A 21,059-nucleotide genomic window follows, 5' to 3' on the forward strand; every position below is an offset into this window, starting at 1 on the left:
TGTAAATGTGACAATTAGGTAATTTGATTATTTGAACGTGTGAAATGATTAAAATTTACGTACTTTGTAACCTAAACATTGAACTTTAAATCTTAGAAAAATCTTTGTACGCAATACTTGACATAGAGACGACGGGGGGACAATATAATGAAGAAGGAATAACCGAGATTGCCATTTACAAATTTGACGGGCATGAAGTGGTAGACCAGTTTATTAGTCTTATAAATCCCGAAATACCCATACAGCCCTTTGTGGTAAAACTAACCGGTATAAGTAATGCCATGCTTCAAAGTGCTCCAAAGTTTTTTGAAGTCGCCAAACGTATTATAGAAATTACCGAAGGTTGCGTTTTAGTCGCACATAATGCACAGTTTGACTATCGTGTACTGCGAACAGAGTTCAACCGTTTAGGATATAACTTTGAAAGTCAGACACTCTGCACTGTAGAGTTATCACAAAAATTACTACCCGAACAAAAATCGCATAGTCTTGGTAAACTAGTTCGCGCACTGGGAATACCCATGAGCGACAGGCATCGTGCCTCTGGAGATGCACAGGCAACGGTTCAGTTGTTTAAGTTGCTTCTTGCCAAAGACACCGAAAAAGAAATACTTACCAGCTTAATAAAAAGCGATACCAAAAAAGGTATATCTCCTAAACTGATGGATCTCTTAGAAGGACTTCCGTCAACCACAGGATTGTATTATATATACAACGAAAAAGGTGAGATCATTTACCTTGGTAAAAGCAAAAATATTAAAAAGAGGGTTAATCAGCATTTTACAAGTACTGCAAGAAAATCCAAGCGAATTCAGCGTGAAGCTTTTAGCGTACAATATGAAGCAACCGGCAGTGAGCTAATTGCCTTACTTAAAGAATGTCAGGAAATAAAGGTAAATAAGCCTGCTTATAACCGGGCACTTAAAAAAACCATTTTTCCGTGGTCACTTTATGCCGAAAAAAATCCTCAGGGCTATCTTGCACTCAAACTGCAAAAAACTGATGGACGTAAAAAAGAAATCGTCTCTTTTCCCGGAATTGTAGAAGGACGAAATGCTCTTTTTGCTATTATTGAGAAATATAAACTGTGCCAAAAAATAAACGGAATTGACGCCTCTGATAAAGAAAACTGCTTTGCTTTAGACCTCGAAAATTGTAATGGTGCCTGTGTTAGTAAAGAGATGCCCGATGAGTATAACGAGCGGGTTATGGAATTTATAAACAACAACAGCTTTAATAATCAAAGCATGATTATAATAGATCGTGGCCGCAGTGTTGAAGAACGAAGCGCTGTACTAATAGAAAATGGCGTTTATAAAGGCTATGCTTTTTACAACCTCAACTATCAAATAACGAATATTGATATCCTTAAGAATATTATAGTTCCGATGGAAAATAATAAGGATGTAAAAGTGATTATCCAAAACTATATCCGAAAAAAGAAAGCCTTAAAAATAGTACGTCTATAAGAGATTTGTTATTTTTGATAGACGCAAAAAAACCAATCTATTGAAAAACGGTATTATATCCGAAGATTTTCGCAAAAAGCTACACACTATAATCTATGAAGCCGATACTAAGGCAGGTCGTTTTTTTGACCTTGCTTTATTAGCCATCATTCTTATAAGTGTTGTTGCTGTAATGCTGGAAAGTGTTGCGAGTATTAAAATCAGATACGGGTATGAACTTGCCGTAATAGAATGGATTGTAACCATATTTTTTACGCTGGAATATATAGCAAGGCTTATCGCAGTAAAACAGCCCTTAAAATATGCCTTAAGCTTTTATGGCCTAATCGACCTGCTGGCAACACTGCCTAAATATGTTGGACTCCTATTCCCTGGAACAGGCTTTTTCATTGCCATACGTGCCATTCGGTTTTTAAGGATATTCAGGATACTTAAACTAACCCATTTTGTAGGAGCTTCTAACCAATTGGTAGTTGCACTTAGAACAAGCAGAGCAAAAATTGCTGTATTTCTATTTTGTGTATTAGTGATTTGTACCATACTTGGAACTATAATGTACATGATAGAAGGTCCTGAACATGGTTTTACAAGTATACCTGTAAGTATCTATTGGACAATTGTAACTCTTACTACTGTTGGCTTTGGAGACATTACCCCTACCACTCCTTTAGGACAGCTGGTATCTGTTGTTATTATGATATTAGGTTATGGTATAATTGCTGTACCAACAGGGCTTGTTACTGCTGAGTTAATGCGCGGTGAAAAAAAAGTAAATCTTAACACACAGGTGTGCCCTAATTGCAGTGCAGATAAACACAGGGATGATGCAAAGTACTGCTATAGATGTGGCCACTCCCTTCACGAATAATGAATACTACTCCTCAAAAATATTTAATTACTGTAATTGGCCCTACAGCCATAGGTAAAACGGCTCTCGCTATAGAAATTGCAAAACATTTTAAATGCGATATCATTTCTGCCGATAGCAGGCAGTTTTTTAAGGAAATGAACATTGGTACCGCCGTACCCTCAAAAGACGAACTGGAAGAAGCAAATCATCATTTTATCCAAAACATAAGCATCTTTGATGAATATACCGTAGGTGATTTTGAACGCGAAGCTATAACAAAGCTGGATGAACTCTACAAAACGAGCGATTTTGCCGTTATGGTAGGCGGATCCGGACTATACATTGATGCGGTACTGAAAGGTTTTGATGATTTTCCTGATATTGATCCATCTATAAGAGCAGAACTGGTTACTAATTATGAACAGCATGGATTAGAATATTTACAGCAGGAACTGGAAAAACGCGATCCTGTACATTATGAGAAAGTAGCCAAAGAGAATCCGCAGCGATTAATGCGTGCACTTGAAGTATCCATTGGAACCGGTAAGCCGTACTCTTCGTTTTTAAATCAGAAGAAGAACACACGAAACTTTACTCCAATTATCATTGGACTTGAAGCTGACAGAGAGTTAATGTACAACCGTATTAACCAAAGGGTAGATATAATGGTTAATAACGGATTGCTGGAAGAAGCAAAAACTTTATATCCGCATAAAAAACTGAATGCTCTGCAAACAGTAGGTTACAGGGAATTATTTGCACATTTTGATGACGACTGTACGCTTGATTTTGCTCTTGAAGAAATAAAGAAAAATACACGTAGGTTTGCCAAAAGGCAGATGACATGGTTTAAACGCAATGAGGCCGCTGCATGGTTTGACTTTAAAACAGTCCCTCAGGAGATTATTAATTATATTGAAATGAAACGCTAATGCCAATATCTGATAAATTCACATCGATATATTCGCACGACTGGGAAATAAACTTTCTTCAGTGTACACCAAACGGATTACTTAAACATACCGAGCTTTGTAACCTTTTACAGCTTACAGCAGGCCACCATGCCGAGATAGGCGGAATAAGCTTTACCGACATGCAGCAATTTGATCAGGCATGGGTATTAAGCCGAATGAGGGTTGAAATTGATGAATTACCCAAGTGGGGAGATACTGTAACTGTAAAAACCTGGATCTATGACTTACAGGGTTCACGTTCCATAAGGGCTTTGGAAATGTATGTTGGAGATAAAAAAATTGTAGGTTCTACAACCTATTGGGCTGTATTCAATACAAAGCTGAGAAAAGCAGAAACGCTGGCCTTAGCGCATGAACATTTTGAAAAATATCCTGAGATGGAAGCTACGGCAGAATCATTCAAAAAAATAAACCTGCAAAGGGAATTGACATTGAATTCTCAAAAAAAAGTAGTGCTGTCTGACCTTGACATTGTTTTTCATGCTAACAATGTAAAATACCTGGAATGGTGTCTTGATGCTATAGACCACCGACCTATCTTAAAACAACAACTATTAAGTTTTGACATGAACTATATGCGTGAACTGATGCTGGGAGATGAGATAGAGTTATTCTCTGGTACAGAAGAAAAGCAAACCTACTTTACCGTAAATAAAAAAGAAAGCCCCTGCTTTGCGCTGGAGCTTAATTGGAAATAAAAAAAGCCCCTCGATAACGAGGGGCTTTTTAATACTATTTCTCTTCAACTTTGTTTTTTATAACAAGTCTAAATCCTTCACCATGAATGTTTAGTATCTCTACATCTTCATCCGGTTTTAGGTATTTTCTTAATTTAGCGATGTAAACGTCCATACTTCTTGAAGTAAAGTAGTTATCATCTCTCCAAATTTTTGTAAGAGCAAGCTCTCTTGGCATCAAATCGTTTTCGTGAAGCGCAAGCATTTTAAGCAATTCGTTTTCTTTTGGAGAAAGCTTAATAGGCTCATCTTTATCAAAAGTAAGGAAGCGCAATTTTGAATTCAGGTGGAATTTACCAATCTGGAACTCAAATTTAGAATTATCTGTTTTAGTTTCTGATGCTTTTCTTTGGATAATCGCTTTAATTTTCATTAAAAGCACCTCAGAATCAAAAGGCTTATTCAGGTAATCATCTGCTCCTACTTTGTATCCTTTTAATACATCTTCCTTCATTGATTTTGCTGTAAGGAAAATGATAGGCACTTCTTTATTTTTTTCTCTGATCTCTCTTGCAAGTGTATATCCGTCTTTGTAAGGCATCATTACATCAAGAATACATAAGTCGAAATTATCTTTCTTGAATTTCTCAAAACCTTCCATTCCGTTTTTAGCTAACGTAACATCAAAATCGTTGATTAACAGGTAGTCTTTTAAAACTGCTCCAAAGTTTGGATCATCTTCAACTAACAGAATCTTTTTGTTTACTTCTTCCATATTTTTTTTAATTTATTAATGGCATTTTTATTATAAAGGTGCTCCCCTTTCCTTTTTCACTTTCCACATAAATGTGGCAATTATGGTCGTCTATAATTCTCTTTACATAGGCCAGTCCTAAACCGTGCCCTTTTACGTTGTGAATATCTCCTGTATGTTCTCTATAAAATTTCTCAAATATCCTTTTTTGAGAAATCTTAGACATTCCTAACCCGTTGTCTTTTATCTTAATAAGTATAAAATCTTTAACATTCTCAGTGTATATATCTATAACGGGCTCATCCGGAGAATATTTGATAGCATTATCAAGAATGTTAACCAAAACATTGGTAAAATGTACATCATTTAATAAAGCTGTAGTGCGTTGTGCACCAAAGTGTCTTGTTAGCGTACCGTGTCTTGCTTCTATAATAAGGTCTACGTGTTCTATAGCTCCTTCAATTACATCATGTATGTCTGCCTGGTCTTTTGTGATCTCTAATTCTCGTTTATCGAGTTTAGATATCTGTAATACGTTTTCAACCTGTGCATGCATTCTTTTATTTTCCTCTCTTATCATCTGGAGGTACCGCTGTACCTTCTCTTTATCATCAAATATCTTTGGGCTCTTTATCGCATCCAGTGCTAAATTAATAGTAGCTATAGGCGTTTTGAACTCGTGCGTCATGTTATTAATAAAATCGGTTTTAATTTCCGATATCTGCTTTTGTTTGATAAGCTGATTGATAGCACTTAAATAAGCAATAATAATAACCAGTGTAAATATGATAGACAATGATGTTATTCCTAATATAGATGAAAACAAAAATGTTTTCTTTTTAGGAAAATTCAGTAAAAGCCTATAACCGCTAGTATCTGTGTCACCTCCTAAAATCTGACGCTCATAAAAATTGGTTTTATCATAAGCGAAATTATTTGACTTTATCTTAGTTGGCAATCCATTATTGTAAATAGCAAATTCAAATTTCGTGTCTACACCATTTTGTTTAAGTTCAGCATAAAGCATCTCCTGAACTCTGTCTTTTGTTAACCATGACTCTAGTGAATTAAAATTTCTAAAATCATTTACATAGAGCTCAAAGTTAAACAACTTCATGGGTTGACTGTACCCTAATGCTCTATATTTAAAATCATTGACGCTTTCGCCATTCTCTTTCCTGGCTTTACTTCTTGCCAAATTTTCAACATCATCTTTATCAAAGAACAAATCCCGGTAATCTCCACCGGTAATATTATCTGAATATATTATATTCTCATTCTTACCGCCTGCATTGCGCTCATAAAACGGATACATCTCTTTTCTAGAGGGCGGATGACCAATACTATCTTTATAATGATTGTAAAGTTTTAAAAACTCGTACCCTTCCTGTCTTTCTAGATTTTCAGAAGTTTTCCCCAGAGTTTGCTGAACATTGAGTCTGAACTGTTCATCGTTATTTTTTAAAGAAGAATTAACCCAATAAAGTTGTACTAGTATAATCCCCACAAGGGATAAGCTCATAAAAAATACCAGTAAACGAAATCTAGTTTTATTCATCCTTACAAAATTAACATTTTAACATTTAAAGCCTAAAAATATTAACCAAAGATTAACAACGGGCCTTAATTTAAAATTTTTTTTAAAGTATTCAGTATTTTAAGTGCTTCTTTTTTAGCATTCTCTAAATCAATATTATTAATAATGTAATCACTAAGCTTAGTTTTTTTTTCATCTTCCCACTGGGCATTCATTCTTTCTAATACTTTTTCCCGGGTTACTCCGTCGCGCTGCATTACCCTGTCAACCCTGACCTCTTTAGGTGCAGTTACCAGAATTATCTTATCACAGTCTTTATAGCTGCCGCTTTCAAATAAAATTGCCGCTTCTTTAATTATAAATTTTGTGTCTTTTTGTTTTTCCAGCCACTCTTTAAAATGCTCAAGTACTTTTGGGTGAATTATACTATTCAGTATTTGCAATTTATCAGGCGAATTAAAAACCAAAGCTGCTATTTTGGCTCTATCCGGCAAACCTCCTGTTAATACACTTTCTCCAAATGCATTTACAATATCTTTTACTGCATTTGGCGTGTTTAATATTTTCTTTGCCTCATCATCTGCAATATATAATGGAACTCCCTGCGACTTAAAATACTGAGCAATGGTAGTTTTACCACTTCCTATACCACCTGTCAGTCCTATAATTTTTGTTATCATTACTTAAAAAATAGCTCTGGGAATACTTTTTTAGGGTCCATCTTTAAAATTTGAACCAAAATCAGTGATTTTAGATATCCAGTTCCGTATCCATAGAACTGTATTAGGGCAGAAATGACCGAAAAACCTCCTATTTTAATACTCTTTGTTTGCAAAGATGATACCACAAATACTAAAACTACGTACAAAATATAAATATATAAGAAGAAATAAATATTAATTAACAATAAGATAAGAGAACTGGCTAAACCAATGATAAATAACGATGGAAATAAAAAGGTTATTTTTTTATATTCTGGGTGCCATTGATCTAATACTGGTCTAGCTTTTCCAAATTTATTTACCTGGCGATAAAATTTATCCCAATCAATTCTTCGTTTATGATAAACAAAAGAATTTGTAAACAATTTAGTTTTATAGCCTAGTTTCCATAATCGTATTGAAAGATCCGGATCTTCTCCCGGATGAATATTACCAAATCCACCTGAAGTCTCAAAAGCCTCTTTAGAAAGTCCCATATTGAAACTTCTTGGTTGAAATTTTTCTAACTTTTCAGATTTTCCTCTTATCCCTCCTGTCGTTATAAATGATGTCATCGAAAAATTTATCGCCTTTTGTATATCACTAAAAGAGTCTAATGCTGCATCGGGACCTCCAAAACAATCTACATAATCTTTTCTAAGATTTTGAGATACACTTTCAAGATAATTTGGAGGAATGATACAATCTGAATCCAAAATAATAAAGTAATCCCCTTTTGCTATTGCCATTCCATAGTTTCTGGAATCCCCCGGTCCACTATTTTCTTTAAAATAATAAGATATATTCAGCCTTTCGCTGTATGCAATTACTATTTCGCTACAGGTTACTGTAGAACCGTCTTCAATTATAACGACTTCATATTTCTCCTTAAATGACTGTAGAGTAAGACTGGCAAGTAATTCTTCTATTTCATCAGGTCTATTGTAAACAGGAATTATTAATGAAAAAAGCATTGATCTTATTTTTTAACAAAGTTACTCTTTATAATAAAAAAAGCCACCAAAAATTGGTGGCTTTAAATTTAAACCGGTATTAATACTACCGGTTTAGTACAACTATTGTTTTTTAATGACTTTAATTGTTTTAATAGTACTTCCTGAAGTTACATTAACGATATAAGCACCATCAGCAAGTGATGACATATCAATTTTAACTTCACCAGCATTTGGCTGTTGAGATATAACCTGCTGGCCCAATAAATTGAATACTGCAATAGAAGTCATATCCGAAGTATAAGAAAGATTAAGTATATCTTTTACCGGGTTAGGGTAATATGTAAATATATCTTTATTGAAAGTATCTCTTCCCAGTACAACATCTATAGTAACTTTAAGAGTTAATATACTTGTACATGTACCTATGGTTTGAGTTGCAAAATAGTCTTCTCCATCTACAAGCTCTGTAGTAGCCGGTAAAGGATTTGTACCGTTAGAAGCATCTTCTTCAGTAGCATACCATGTAATTGTTCCTCCTGCATCAAGAGTAACTACGATATCCGCAATTGTAGCCTCTCCAGGTGTAGTAACGCTGATAGTTTGTGTAGCTGCTCCTTGTGGTGCTGGTACATTAGCTATCGTTACAACAAATGAACTTTCGGCTGTACAAACAGGGTTTGTACCTACTGAAGTAAACACATAAAGTGTTGTTGTTTGTGTAATAACTCCACCTGCGTTAAGCGGTGTACCTGTTCCGTTTGGTCCTGTAAAATAAGAACCGTTTGTTAAAACAGGCAGCGTGTATTGAGAACATTCGCTTACATCAGCAAGATCATCAACTATTGCAGGAGTAATCATACCCTGAACAGCAAGTCTTGTTATACCTTCACATCCATCAATATTCTGAGAAGCATAGTAGGTAGTACCACTAACTATAGGAGTAGTCACAGCCACAATATTTCCACCAATTGCTTCGTCATACCATACAATTGCATTTCCAGTAACAGTAAGATTACCTACTGTACTTGCACTACAAAATGCTTGTGTAGCATTACCTGTAGGAGCAGGAATTACATTTATGTTTACTGTAAGAGCAGTTCTGGCAGCACTTTCACATGTACCTATAGTTTGTGAAGCATAATAGATCGTATCATCTATAAGCGATGCTGAAGACTCTAAAGCTGTTCCACCTGTAGCAGCTGCATACCATTTAATATTTATTCCTGAATCAGTGATAAGTTCACCTACAGCACCCGAATTACATATCTGCTGAACAAGTGCAGGAACCGTTGGTGCAGGAACAATACTAACATTTGCTGTAAGCGCTGTTCTAGCAGTACTTTCACATGTATCTATAGTTTGAGATGCATAGTAAGTTGTACCGTTAACAAGTTGTGTAGTAGTAGCTAAAGCTGTTCCACCTGTAGCAGCTGCATACCATTTTATAGCAGTACCTGTAGCAGTAAGATCTGCAACAGTAGCTGCACTACAGAAATTCTGTGTTGGAGCAGCAACAGTTGGCGCATTTACTAAAGTGATATTAACTATAAGCGCAGTCCTTGCAGGGCTAACACATGTACCTGCTGTAGATTCTGCATAATAAGTAGTATCATCTACAAGAGCAGTTGTAGCTAATAAAGCTGTACCACCGGTAGCAGCTGTATACCATTTTATACCTGTCCCTGTAGCAATAAGATCTGCAATTGTGCTTGCACTACAAAACTGCTGCATTGGAGCAGGAACTGTAGGAGTAGGAGCTAAATTAATGTTTGCTGTAAGTGCAATTCTAGTAGCACTTTCGCATGTTCCTACTGTTTGTGATGCATAATAAACAGCATCATCTACAAGAGCTACCGTAGGTAATAAAGCAGTACCGCCTGTAGCAGCTGCATACCATTTTATACCTGTTCCTGTAGCAATAAGATTTGCAACAGTACCTGAGTTACAGAATTCCTGTATTGGAGCAGGAACTGTAGGAGCATTCACTACAGTAATATTTACTGTACGAGCTACCCTTCCTGCACTTTCACATCCGCCCACCGTTTGTGATGCATAGTAAATAGTTCCGTTAACAAGAGCTGTTGTAGCCACTAAAGCTGTACCGCCTGTAGAAGCAGCATACCATTTTATACCCGTTCCTGTAGCAACAAGATTTGCAACAGTACCTCCATTACAAATATCCTGTGTTGGAGCCGGAACAGTTGGAGCTGCTACTACATTTATTGTAACAGCTACCGGAGCAGTTACTGAACATCCTGCCGGAGATGAAGACGTTACAGTATATGATGCCGCTGCAGTTGGCTTAACAAATACAGTTCCTAACGATTGTCCTGTATAAGGAACAGTAGCAGCTGCATCTGTATATAAATTAGTCACTGGAGACCAAACAAGATTACTTTTTAGACCGGTTATTTTTAAATTATCAATTAACCAACCATAATAAAGTGTAGAAACCTCTGCAGTATATCTGAAACGTACTCTAAACTGATTCGTTAAAGCCGCTGCAGGAATATTAATTGTTTCGGTTTTCCACAGTGATGTTGAATTTGGTAACGATGTAGCTCCTGTAAACTGGGTAATCCAGTCAGGATAACTCTTCGTTGAAAAAATCACACCATCAACAGGATTGGTTGTTCCCTGAGTAGTTATTAAAGTACCAGAACCAGCATAACTAGATGCAGGGAATGTTACCCATGTAGTTCCACCATCAGAAGAATACTGAACATATCCTAAATCCCAAGAAGTTGCACTTCCTTCTATAGCCGCAATATGAGAGAATGTTAATTGTGCACCTCCATATGTCGTAAGATCAATATTTGCATTTGAACTATAGCTTACATCAGAACTGTTACCTGTTGGCGTAAATAACACAGATCCTGTTCCTTGCGAGAAATAAGTAGTGTTCAATGCTGCACTAGCCGTTCCTGTAACACTAGCTGTTGTAAACTGTGTAGACAAGACATCAAAAGTCTCTTGTCCCACTGGTGTAGGATTTAAACCTCCTGTAGCTACTAAAGCCTGAGCAGTACCTTCACAAACAGCCACTGTAGGAGCAGTTACTATTGCACTTGGCAATGGATTAATAGCGATATTAACTGTTACAGGGATAGCAACACACATTGTTCCTGTAGTACTGCTTGCCTGTAATGAATATACTGTAGATGCAGCAGGATTAAATGTCCATCCTGTTGTTGAATTTCCAGAAACACCTGTAGATGGTGTCCAAACGTATGTATCATAATCAGACGCACCTGTAACAATTGTTACAGCTGTTGTAGTTTGTCCAGAGCAAACAGCCGCTGGAGCCGCACTTAGTGTAATAGCCGGTGGCGTATTAACTGTTGCAACTACCGGTACTCTTGCTGAAGAACATCCGGCACTTGTTTTTAAATTATAAAAATAATAGTAAGTTCCTGTAGTTGTACCACCCCATTCACTTGAAGTAACACTTATGTTACTATTTGTGTAAGGAAAAGCAAGATCAGTACTTCCTCTAACAAGGCTTACTCCACTATATGATTTAACTAATATTTTATAACCTGTACCTGCATTTACATTAAAATTAAGAGGTACAACAGTAGGTGTAGTAGTTCCTCCGGCAGTAACGTTGATAGTTCCTGTAGAGAACAATTCAGTACCTGCTGCGTTAGTAACTTTTACAGTAACCGTACCATCTGTTGTAGAATAAATATCTACAGAATTAAGAGTGACATTCTGTAAAGCACTAAATACAATACCCCAATCGGTGAAAGTTGAACCACCCCATGTTCCGTCCGGAGTTATTCTTCCACCTGGAACAGGTGCGCCACCAGTAGATTCTGCTGCTGCATAATAAGTTGTAGTAGCATTAATTGATGGGGTTACAAAAGGTGAGCCTGAAGCAATTGAAGAACCTCCTGTTACTGCAGTATACCATTTTACTGTTGTTCCTGCACTTCCTGTAGCTGCTAAAGATACAGTTCCTGCACCACATCTTACTCCCGGAGTTGAAGTTAGAACATTATTAGAAAAAGTAATCTGAACCGGTGTAGATGTGCCTGTAGCAGGTCCTGACGCACAAGTTACTTTTAGCTGATAATATAATGAAGCTAAAGGTGTAGTAACATAAGTTGCTGATGTAGCTAATGCTATATCAGTATATGTTACATTATCCGGAGAACTTTGCCATTGATATGTTACTCCTGAACCAAGAGTAGCATTTTGTACTGATAAAGTTACTGATGCCCCTGCACAAATAGCATTAGTTGAAGCTATAGTATTGCCAGGAACAGGTGTACCAGCACAAAGGTTAGATTTCGCATAAGAAATAAATCCTGTATAGTTTGCAGCTGTTACAGCAGTATTAGACTGTATGGTATTTGGTGTTCCCGCAACAAATGTTGAAGTACTACCAAATAAACCTGTATATATACCGTCAGCAGCCGGAGCCATTACCGGTATGTTTTCATTTGTGAAAACAGCATCTGCTAATCTTACATTTAATGCAGTCATAGTTCCAGATACTAATGGTGCTTCCCATCTTCTATTAGCTGCTAAGTTGATTATTGATGCATCCTGAGTTCCTGCATTTGTATCAAACGCTTCTGCTTTCATTACCGAAACAGCTGTTGTAGCCGGAGATAATAAAATAGGAGCATAAGCTGCTTTTCCTACAGGGAATAAAATATAGCTTGTATTTGTATTAGCTATAGTTCTTGCTATAGGACCTGTAACATATGCAGTAGCACTACCGCCTGATAATGTTCCTGCAGCTGCAGCTGTACCTAAAGTAAGTAAATTAGCTGTAGTTGTGTTTAATTTACCTGCTGTAAGTGTTAAAGTACCGCTAAGAGATAATGGTACATTTAATGTTACACCCGCAACATTAGTATTGTTTAGTGTCATAGAAACTAAATTTGCAGTAGGCGTTGAAGCCGAATTAGCAAATGTTCCTGTTCCAGAAACTGTTTGTGCAAGAGTAGATGCTGCAGCAGTACCTCCTAAATAAGTACCAAATACCAAAGTTCCTGTTCCTACATATGTTCCATTATTTTGAAGATTACCTGTAACATAAGTAGATACAGCGTTATCTCTATATTCACTATTAGCATTTACAGTCATATTAGCATTTACACCAAAAGTACTTGCTGTTGTAACATAACGGTTTGTACCTATTCCTCCATTAACAATTAAGTTATTGAATGATATTCTTCCAGCACCTGCAAATGTGTTTATACGGAAACCATTTGTAGCATTTCCTCCTACATCTGTTGATACACCATCTCCAAAACGTATTGTATGGCCTGATGTAATATTAACATTGGTTGACGAGTTATATGCAAACGAGTTAGTTGCTGTAGCATTAGCATGTGGGTCAACAATTGTAAGTGTACCTCCTGTCCAGTTTAACAATGGTGTATTAATCTGAACAATAGCTGTACCTGAAGCAACTGAAGTTGCAGGAACACCTATATCACTTCCATCAACATTGATGTCACCTCCACTTTGATTAAATGCAGCAGTAGCATTATGAAGCATATTACCATTAACAGTAAGTGTACCTCCTGTAACGGTAAGTGTACCATTATTTACTAAACTATTGTTTTTTAATGTACATCCTACAGTAAGGTCGCCAGAGGCAACTGTTAAAGTACCGCCAGTAGCGATCGTTGTATTTTTAGAAACAGCACCAACTGTATTAACTGTAACAGTTGTTCCTGAAGTAATGTTAACCAGATCTGTACATGCAGGTACTGCATTTTTATTCCAGGTAGCAGGACTGTTCCAGTCACCGTTTGCTACAGAAGCAAAAGGAACATCAACAGCCGCAGTAGCCATACTGAAAGGACCAGCAAGCAGCTCAGTCGCAGTAAGTACTCTTTGTGCTCCTGGAGTAATAGTTCCCGCCTGATAAGTACCTACTAAAGACGCTCCCTGAATAATCCTTGCTGTTGGAGTTACAGTTACACCTCCAAAGATACCTGGAGCAAGCAATTGTAATTCAAATGATGTAGCTGCAGTTGGCGTACCGCTAATCGCAGAAACTGTCCATGTATCATTGGCTTTAGTATCAACCACGAAGTTAGGGGTTGAACTGGTATCTGTTACATTTATTGCAGTTGTTCCTGCAATGTTATTATAGGTAACACCTAATACACCTGCTGCTGCAACTGGCGTATTTCTTTCTACAAATGTAGATCTGTCTTGATTAAGTGAGTTTACAAAAGGATATCTTGATGTAGTAGCTGAAGCGTCAGTACCAGCTGCTATTGGGCTACCTGTTCCGGTAGCTGTAAACCATCTTCCAAAAGTAACACCTGAAGCAAATCCACCTGCAGTATACGATAGCGTTCCTAATGTTGTAGTAGAAACTCCTAATATAAACGATGCATTACCCACAGTACTTATTTTACCAGAAACAAATGTTAATGTTCCACTAACTGAAACTGAATTTGCCGGTTGAGTTGCAATATTCGATGCTCCTGCAAAAGTAACACCTGCCGGATTGCTGTTATTTACTGATAAAGAAGCAATATTAGCCGTAGCAGCTGTAGCTGCATTAACAAATATACCTGTTCCTGTAACTGTTTGTGCTAATGTAGATGCTCCTGCGGTACCATTTAAAAAAGTACTAAAAGACAAGGTTCCTGTTGCTACATATGTTCCATTATTTACAAGATTACCTGTAATATTAACAGCAACACCATTATCTCTATATTCACTATTAGCGTTTATTGTCATGTTACCGTTTATACCAAAAGCATGAGTCGATGTAACATAACGATTTGTACCTGTACCTCCATTAACAACAAAGTTGTTAAACGATATCCTGTTTGAACCAGGGAATGTAGATACACGGAAACCATTAGCTGCATTTCCACCTGCATCTGTTGATACACCATTACCAAAACGTATTGTATGCCCAGCTGTAATATTTACGTGGGTTGACGAGTTAGTATATGTAAACGAATTTGATGCAGTTGAATTAGCATGAGGATCGACGATAGTTAACATACCGCCTGTCCAGTTTAACAATGGTGTATTGATCTGAACAATTGATACACCTGAAGCAACCGAAGTTGCAGCAGCACCTGCATCGTTTCCATCAACATTAATATCACCACCACTTTGATTAAATGTAGCTCCGGCATTATGCTGCATGCTACCATTAACATTAAGTGTCCCTCCTGTTACGGTAAGTGTCCCGTTATTTACAAAACTATTGTTTTTTAATGTACAACCAACTGTAAGGTCGCCAGAGGCAACTGTTAATGTACCATCTAAAAGAATAGACATATTTTTCACAACATTAGCTGCAGAATTTACTGTAACATTTGTTCCGGCTGCAATGACAACAGTACTTGTACATAAAGGCACAGCTCCTCTATTCCAAGTTGCAGCATTGTTCCAGTCACCGTTTACTATAGAAACATAAGGAGTATCCTCAGTATCAAAGCCCATATATAAACCTGTTGCAGCAGTAACATCAGCAGTTAGAACACCGCTTCTTTGAGCTGATGGTACAGATGAAGTGTTTACATGCGTACCACTTACTACGGCACTCTGACCTAAAATTCTACTGTTTCCATAAGCAGTTACATAAGCATTTGGTGCGAAAATTGTAACCCAGTTTGATGCAGCTACGGGAGATGTAGCCTCAGTAGTTACAACAAAATTACCATTCCATCTGTTTGTAACAGTATATGCGCCATCAACAATTGAAAGCCCTGTTGTTACAGTCGTTGCATCGTTATATGACACAGCATATATACCTCCAACTGTTGGAGTAGTTCTTCCTAGAAAAAAAACTCTCTGCTGACCATCTGCAGCATAAAAAGGATATCTTCCTTCAGGTGCAGTTGGTAAAGAAGTTGGTCCCGAAGTAACATAACCTGTTGTGGTGTTACCCCACCATCTTGCAAATTTTCCAGTACCCATAAAACCTCCATTAGTAATCGTAAAAGTATTACCTGCTGAGGTAAGGCTTGTACCATATGTAAACTTGTTTGTTCCTAAGTTAATTTTAGCATTAGAAATATTAAGGTTATAATCAACACTTAAATTGTTCATTTGCCAATTAATGTTTGGTATAACAGTACTTGTGTTCGAAAAAGTAAGATTTCTTATTGTGTTATTAACAAAAGATCCTGTTCCACTTAATGTCTGAACAGCTGAACCATTAAAAATAAGGCTACCTGCTGTAGTTGTACCTACAGAAACATCTATAGATCCATTATTAATAATATTACCTCCTACAGTTAATGTTTTACCTGTAGTTCCATTAAATACATTAACTAATCCTCCTGATGCTACGGTTAAATTACCGCCTATTATAAATGAACCAGGTGCAGTACCATAAGCTAATGTTCCATTTACTATAGTGTTTGGACTAGATTGTCCGGCTGCATTTACTGTAACAGTATGTCCAGCCGTTATAGTTACACTAGCATCTCCACTATCAGGAACTGAATTTAAGTTCCATGTAGATGGTGAATCCCAGTTTCCTGAAGCAATAGAAATATAGTTACCCGGAATACGTGATACTAATGATATATTATCTATAGCCGCAGGTGGTGGTGTTCCAACGCTATCATCGCTTTTCCACGAAAAAATAATCCTGAATGTTGTTCCTGCTAATGAAGCAGGTAAGCTGTAAGTTACTGACTGCACTCCTGTTTGAGGAGATCCGTTACCAATGTAAGTTGCACCAGCAATTCCTGCAGGTACACCATTAGTAGATGCAACTCCAGGGTGAGTTGCAGAAGCGACAGGGTTTACTGTAACAGGTGCAAAAAACACCTGCCACATATCCCAATCTGTTTCTCCCTGGCTTCCCCAGTTAAAACTAAGTGTGATTTTTGTTTCTCCTGCAGGAACTGTTACATCCCTCCAAAAGAAGTTTGTAGCCGGAGAAGAATTGCTATAGGTGTAAGTTGCACCGTTTACAGCACTGGAAATATACGCAACATTTCCAGTCATTACTCCTGAAGCAGCAACAGGCCCCACATACCAGGGATTGTTTGCTGAATTTGCTACAGTCCATCCATTAGCAGCAAAGGTAGCGCCATTGGCAAACCCTCCTCCTCCTGCAGGATCAATTAACACTGTTTGTGCATATGCTCCCGTTATTAGGGAGAGCAGAAATGCAATTAAAAATGTAATTTTTTTCATAAAATATTATTAATTAATTAAAAGTTAATAAAAATATAAAATTTATATATGCAAATAAGACAATAGTCTATAGACGTGATATTTTTATACAAAAAACCGTATATGTTATATTTAATTAACTTTAATGCAATAAATTTTATTTTTTCTATAAAAAACACCTTTTTTAATGGAAAAATATGTTAAAGCAACAATTCATTACCTTTATTTTTCTGTTAAATAATGTAGATTACCTAATTAAAAATTAAATAACCAGAGCAATATTTTGCTTTTAACAAAAAAACACCAATAAAAAAAGCCACCATAAATGGTGGCTTAATAGTGAAAGGTTTTGTAACCCTAACATTAGGTCATATTATTTTTTTACAATCTTAATTGTTTTTACAGTGTTATTGGCCGCACCTATCTTAATTAGATATATGCCTTCAATACATGATGTCATATCAACTTTTACTTCTAATGCATTAGGCTGATCAAAGCTAATTTGCTGTCCTAACAAATTAAATATACCAACAGAAGTTATTTCGGTAATTGAAGAAAGATTAAGAACATTATTAACCGGGTTTGGATAGTATGTAAACTGATCTTTATTAAACTGATCTCTTCCCATAATAATACCTACAGTTACATTTAAAACTTCTTCACTTACACACGCTTCTATCACCTGTACACCAAAGTAATTTTCACCATCTATTAACTGTGTATACGCTTCAAGAGGATCCTCATTATTCACAGCATTATTAAGGGTATTATACCAAACTACTGTTCCTCTTTCTTCAAGGATAACTTCTATATCTTCTATTGTAGCCACACTGTCTCCATTTAAAGTAATGGTTTGTATAATTTCGCCTTTTGGAGCTGGTGGCAGCTCATTTATATGTACAGTAAGAGGTGTTCTTAAAACGCCCTCACAATTATCTATTGTTTGTGAGGCATAATAAATAACATTGTCTTCTAAAATTGTTGTAGATGCTAAAACTATTCCTCCTGCAGCACTAGCATACCATTTTATATCTGTTCCATAATCAGTAATTAATTCTGCTATAGTGCCGGAATTACAAAAAACCTGAACAGCTGCAGGAACAGTTGGCGCCGCAACTTCTTTTACTATAACATCTATCCCTGCTGTTACTGCACACCCTACTACAGATGAAGAACTTGTAACTATATAAGACCTTGAGATATCAGACTTAACATAAACGGTTTCTGATGGCTCTCCTGTATAAGGTATTGTTGCAGCTTCATCACTATATAAGTCTGTAACCGGAGACCATACCAGATTATTCCCAATACCAGTTACTTTTAAGTTATCAATCAGCCAGCCATAAAATAATGATGAGAAATCTGAAGTATATTTAAAACGGACTCTAAAATCATTTGTTAAGGCAGCTACCGGAATGTTTATTGTTTCTGTCTTCCAAAGTGACGGATCGTCTGGTAATGAATTATCCCCTATAAATTTAAGGGCCCAGTCTGCATAACTTTTTGAGGAAAAAATCACACCATTTACAGCTACATTTTCCCCTTGGATTGTTACTAAATCTCCCTCTCCTGCATAGCTTGATGCAGGAAATGTAACCCAGGTTGTTCCTCCATCAGAAGAATACTGTACATAACCCAAATCATGAGATTTAACCGGACCATCTAAAGCCGCAATATGTGAAAATGTTAATTGTGCAACAGTATATCCTGAAAGATTAATGTTTGTATTCATACTATAGCATACATCTGCATTATTTGATGTTGCTTTAAACAATACAGATCCTGTTCCCTGAAAAGCGTACGAAGTATTTAGGGCTGCACTTGATGTTCCTGCAAAATCTTGTGTGATAAATTGTGTCGAAGCAATATCAAAAGTATCCTTAAATAATTGTTTAGCAACTACACCTCCTTCAGCGGTCATGACTTGTATACTCCCCGGACAAACACTGATTTCGGGAGTCGTAATTATCGCTGTTGGTAATGAGTGAACAACAATATTTACTGTTAATGGGTTTGCTGAACACAGTGTTCCTGTAGATTGTGATGCATGAAGCACATATTCAGTTGTTACATCTGTATCAAATACCCATCCTGAAGCGGCATTTCCTGACACGCCTTCTGAAGGAGTCCATACATAAGTATCATAATCATCTGCACCTTCGGCCACTGTAACCACAGCTGCTTCATTCGCGCAAACAATGACATTTGAAGCACTTAAGGATAACACAGGTGATACACTTAAAGCTGCCAATACAGGAACCCTTGGCGACGAGCAGCTGCCAAAAACAATATTTGGCCTTAGTGATGATAGTTTACTTGTAATTCCGTTATTAACAAGAGCTGTATTACTACCTGTTGTTTCTGTATAATAAGTTCGGGCATTATCATCGCTTCCTACCCCTTTATGACTAATTTCTACAACAATATTTGAAGATCCATCCCAAAAGTATGGTGTAGTGAAATTGATAATCTGCCATCCGCTTGCTGTATGAGTGTATGTTTGAGGACCAAACACAGTGGTTAAACCTGTGGTTAAGAAAGTAGTAGTTGCAAAGGAAACTCCTGTAACTGTACCCATTTTTACGATATAATCTTGATTTACTGCACTGCTGCCCAATGTTGCAATATTGAAACCTATGGATGTTAAATTTCCTTGTGTAAGGCCTGCCTCAATTAGCTCTCCTGCAGTATATATTATTTGAGCTTTATAATTTGACCAGCGATTACAAAAAGCCGTTGGTTGTAACTCCTGTGCGGCAATTAATGTTGTTGCTGTACCAATAATCCCAGAACCTGCCATTGCTTCGGCAGCTGCATAATAAGTAGTATTTGTATTAATTTCAGGTGTTATAAAACTATTACCCGCTGCCAAAGCTACACCGCCAGTAGGCGTATCATACCATTTTATTGTGCCTCCATTTGACACTGCTTCTAAAGTCACATTTCCTGCACCACATCTTGCACCTTCTATGGTGGAAACTATGTCATTAGAATCACATAATGTCCTAAAGACAATTGGACCATTCCAATTGCTAAATGTTCCTGTAGAACAGTTTGATTTTATCCATACATAATATACTGTGTTTGGATTAAGTCCAGAAATATTCGTAAAGCTATTACCAGCTGTTACAGTTCCTGTAGGACTTGTATTTACTAAGGGGGCTACACTACTATCACTTTTATAATAAGAATATCCATTTGCAGGATTACTTGAGGATGCTCCCCAGTTAATTACTACAGAATTTTCAGTAATTACTGAAGTAGAAAAAGTTGTTGGTGCTACGCAGGATGGTTTCTGCATAAAAAATCTAACTCTGGGCTTTTTAGCCAGAGATCCATCGGCATGGGGAGTATTACATAAAACAATATCATCCGATTCAGAATGAATATAACTATTTGCTACGCCATTATAATTCCACAGTTTTCCAAAGGTATCGCTATCTGAAAAATACATATTGTCAAAACAAATATCTATCACCACATTATCGATACCGTTCCAGTTAAAAGGACTATCAAATATAATATCATTAAAGCCTGTAGCCGGCATATAATCAAAAGGTGCTTTTACCTGTGTAAGATATGTAATGAAATTAGATCCAGAAATACCAGTTACCGTAGTATGTCCCATTTTTATAGTATAGTTTGGGAATCCCTCTTCGGCATCATTTGCTGCTATAATATCCCAGGCTAATCGTTGAATATTTCCTGCAGCAGCACCTCCGGCAAGCAGCTCCGCAGCCGAATAGATAATTTGAATTTTACGCCCTGCATAAAATCCATTTACCGGACTGCTATTTTCATTACCGCTGTCTTGAATTTGTGCACCAAGCGTAACATAATCTTGTGCAGACACTATCTGTCCCAATGCTAAAAAGAAAAAGCATAAAGCAGTATTCAAATGCTTTATGCTTTTTCTTTTCACAGGAAAAGGACTTAAAACCATAGTTTTTTTCATGAAATAATTTTAATTATAAAAGTTAATAAAATTATAAAATTTAATTGTAAAAATATA

10 protein-coding genes are annotated in these 21,059 nt (G+C 36.7%); 4 read left to right on the plus strand and 6 right to left on the minus strand.

Annotated elements, in window-relative coordinates; all coding sequences use genetic code 11:
- The first annotated feature begins 104 nt into the window (after positions 1-104).
- The 4 genes from EPI11_RS13135 to EPI11_RS13150 are packed head-to-tail and all read left to right on the plus strand — an operon-like array spanning position 105 to position 3,991.
- Positions 105-1,469, plus strand: a complete 1,365-nt coding sequence (locus EPI11_RS13135; RefSeq protein ID WP_128390440.1) for an exonuclease domain-containing protein — start codon at positions 105-107, stop codon at positions 1,467-1,469.
- Between the two features lie 40 nt (positions 1,470-1,509).
- The gene (locus tag EPI11_RS13140) at positions 1,510-2,337 is read left to right on the plus strand and encodes an ion transporter (protein WP_128390441.1); all 828 of its coding nucleotides are present in this window, start codon (positions 1,510-1,512) and stop codon (positions 2,335-2,337) included.
- Positions 2,337-3,251 (plus strand): tRNA (adenosine(37)-N6)-dimethylallyltransferase MiaA, encoded by a 915-nt coding sequence (gene miaA, locus EPI11_RS13145; protein ID WP_128390442.1) that lies wholly within the window; start codon positions 2,337-2,339, stop codon positions 3,249-3,251. Before EPI11_RS13140 ends, miaA begins: the two co-directional genes overlap by 1 nt.
- Positions 3,251-3,991 carry an acyl-[acyl-carrier-protein] thioesterase gene (locus EPI11_RS13150; RefSeq protein WP_128390443.1) on the plus strand — a complete coding sequence of 247 codons (741 nt, stop codon included), beginning with the start codon at positions 3,251-3,253 and terminating at the stop codon, positions 3,989-3,991. Before miaA ends, EPI11_RS13150 begins: the two co-directional genes overlap by 1 nt.
- Before the next feature lie 34 nt (positions 3,992-4,025).
- On the opposite strand, the gene EPI11_RS13155 is transcribed toward EPI11_RS13150, so the two are convergent.
- From EPI11_RS13155 to EPI11_RS13180, 6 genes are all read right to left on the minus strand, one after another.
- Positions 4,026-4,745, minus strand: coding sequence for a response regulator transcription factor (locus EPI11_RS13155; protein WP_128390444.1), 720 nt, complete (start codon positions 4,743-4,745; stop codon positions 4,026-4,028).
- A 7-nt stretch (positions 4,746-4,752) separates the two neighbouring features.
- The gene (locus EPI11_RS13160; protein ID WP_449404034.1) at positions 4,753-6,246 is read right to left on the minus strand and encodes a sensor histidine kinase; all 1,494 of its coding nucleotides are present in this window, start codon (positions 6,244-6,246) and stop codon (positions 4,753-4,755) included.
- Positions 6,247-6,347: 101 nt separating this feature from the next.
- Positions 6,348-6,941, minus strand: a complete 594-nt coding sequence (gene coaE / locus EPI11_RS13165; protein ID WP_317125643.1) for a dephospho-CoA kinase — start codon at positions 6,939-6,941, stop codon at positions 6,348-6,350.
- Complete coding sequence (locus EPI11_RS13170) at positions 6,941-7,936, minus strand: glycosyltransferase (protein ID WP_128390446.1); 996 nt, start codon at positions 7,934-7,936, stop codon at positions 6,941-6,943. Before EPI11_RS13170 ends, coaE begins: the two co-directional genes overlap by 1 nt.
- Before the next feature lie 102 nt (positions 7,937-8,038).
- Positions 8,039-17,068 carry an Ig-like domain-containing protein gene (locus tag EPI11_RS13175; RefSeq protein ID WP_128390447.1) on the minus strand — a complete coding sequence of 3,010 codons (9,030 nt, stop codon included), beginning with the start codon at positions 17,066-17,068 and terminating at the stop codon, positions 8,039-8,041.
- A 352-nt stretch (positions 17,069-17,420) separates the two neighbouring features.
- Complete coding sequence (locus EPI11_RS13180; protein WP_128390448.1) at positions 17,421-21,002, minus strand: Ig-like domain-containing protein; 3,582 nt, start codon at positions 21,000-21,002, stop codon at positions 17,421-17,423.
- Positions 21,003-21,059 lie beyond the last annotated feature (57 nt).

It is taken from the genome of Flavobacterium cerinum (assembly GCF_004028155.1).
Classification (GTDB): domain Bacteria; phylum Bacteroidota; class Bacteroidia; order Flavobacteriales; family Flavobacteriaceae; genus Flavobacterium; species Flavobacterium cerinum.

What these genes read in the sequence shown, in the direction of transcription:
- miaA (WP_128390442.1), top strand. Translation starts at nt 2,337, where the DNA reads ATGAATACTACTCCTCAAAAATATTTAATTACTGTAATTGGCCCTACA.
- EPI11_RS13175 (WP_128390447.1), bottom strand. Translation starts at nt 17,068, where the DNA reads ATGAAAAAAATTACATTTTTAATTGCATTTCTGCTCTCCCTAATAACG.
- EPI11_RS13150 (WP_128390443.1), top strand. Translation starts at nt 3,251, where the DNA reads ATGCCAATATCTGATAAATTCACATCGATATATTCGCACGACTGGGAA.
- EPI11_RS13160 (WP_449404034.1), bottom strand. Translation starts at nt 6,246, where the DNA reads ATGAGCTTATCCCTTGTGGGGATTATACTAGTACAACTTTATTGGGTT.
- EPI11_RS13170 (WP_128390446.1), bottom strand. Translation starts at nt 7,936, where the DNA reads ATGCTTTTTTCATTAATAATTCCTGTTTACAATAGACCTGATGAAATA.
- EPI11_RS13180 (WP_128390448.1), bottom strand. Translation starts at nt 21,002, where the DNA reads ATGAAAAAAACTATGGTTTTAAGTCCTTTTCCTGTGAAAAGAAAAAGC.
- coaE (WP_317125643.1), bottom strand. Translation starts at nt 6,941, where the DNA reads ATGATAACAAAAATTATAGGACTGACAGGTGGTATAGGAAGTGGTAAA.
- EPI11_RS13155 (WP_128390444.1), bottom strand. Translation starts at nt 4,745, where the DNA reads ATGGAAGAAGTAAACAAAAAGATTCTGTTAGTTGAAGATGATCCAAAC.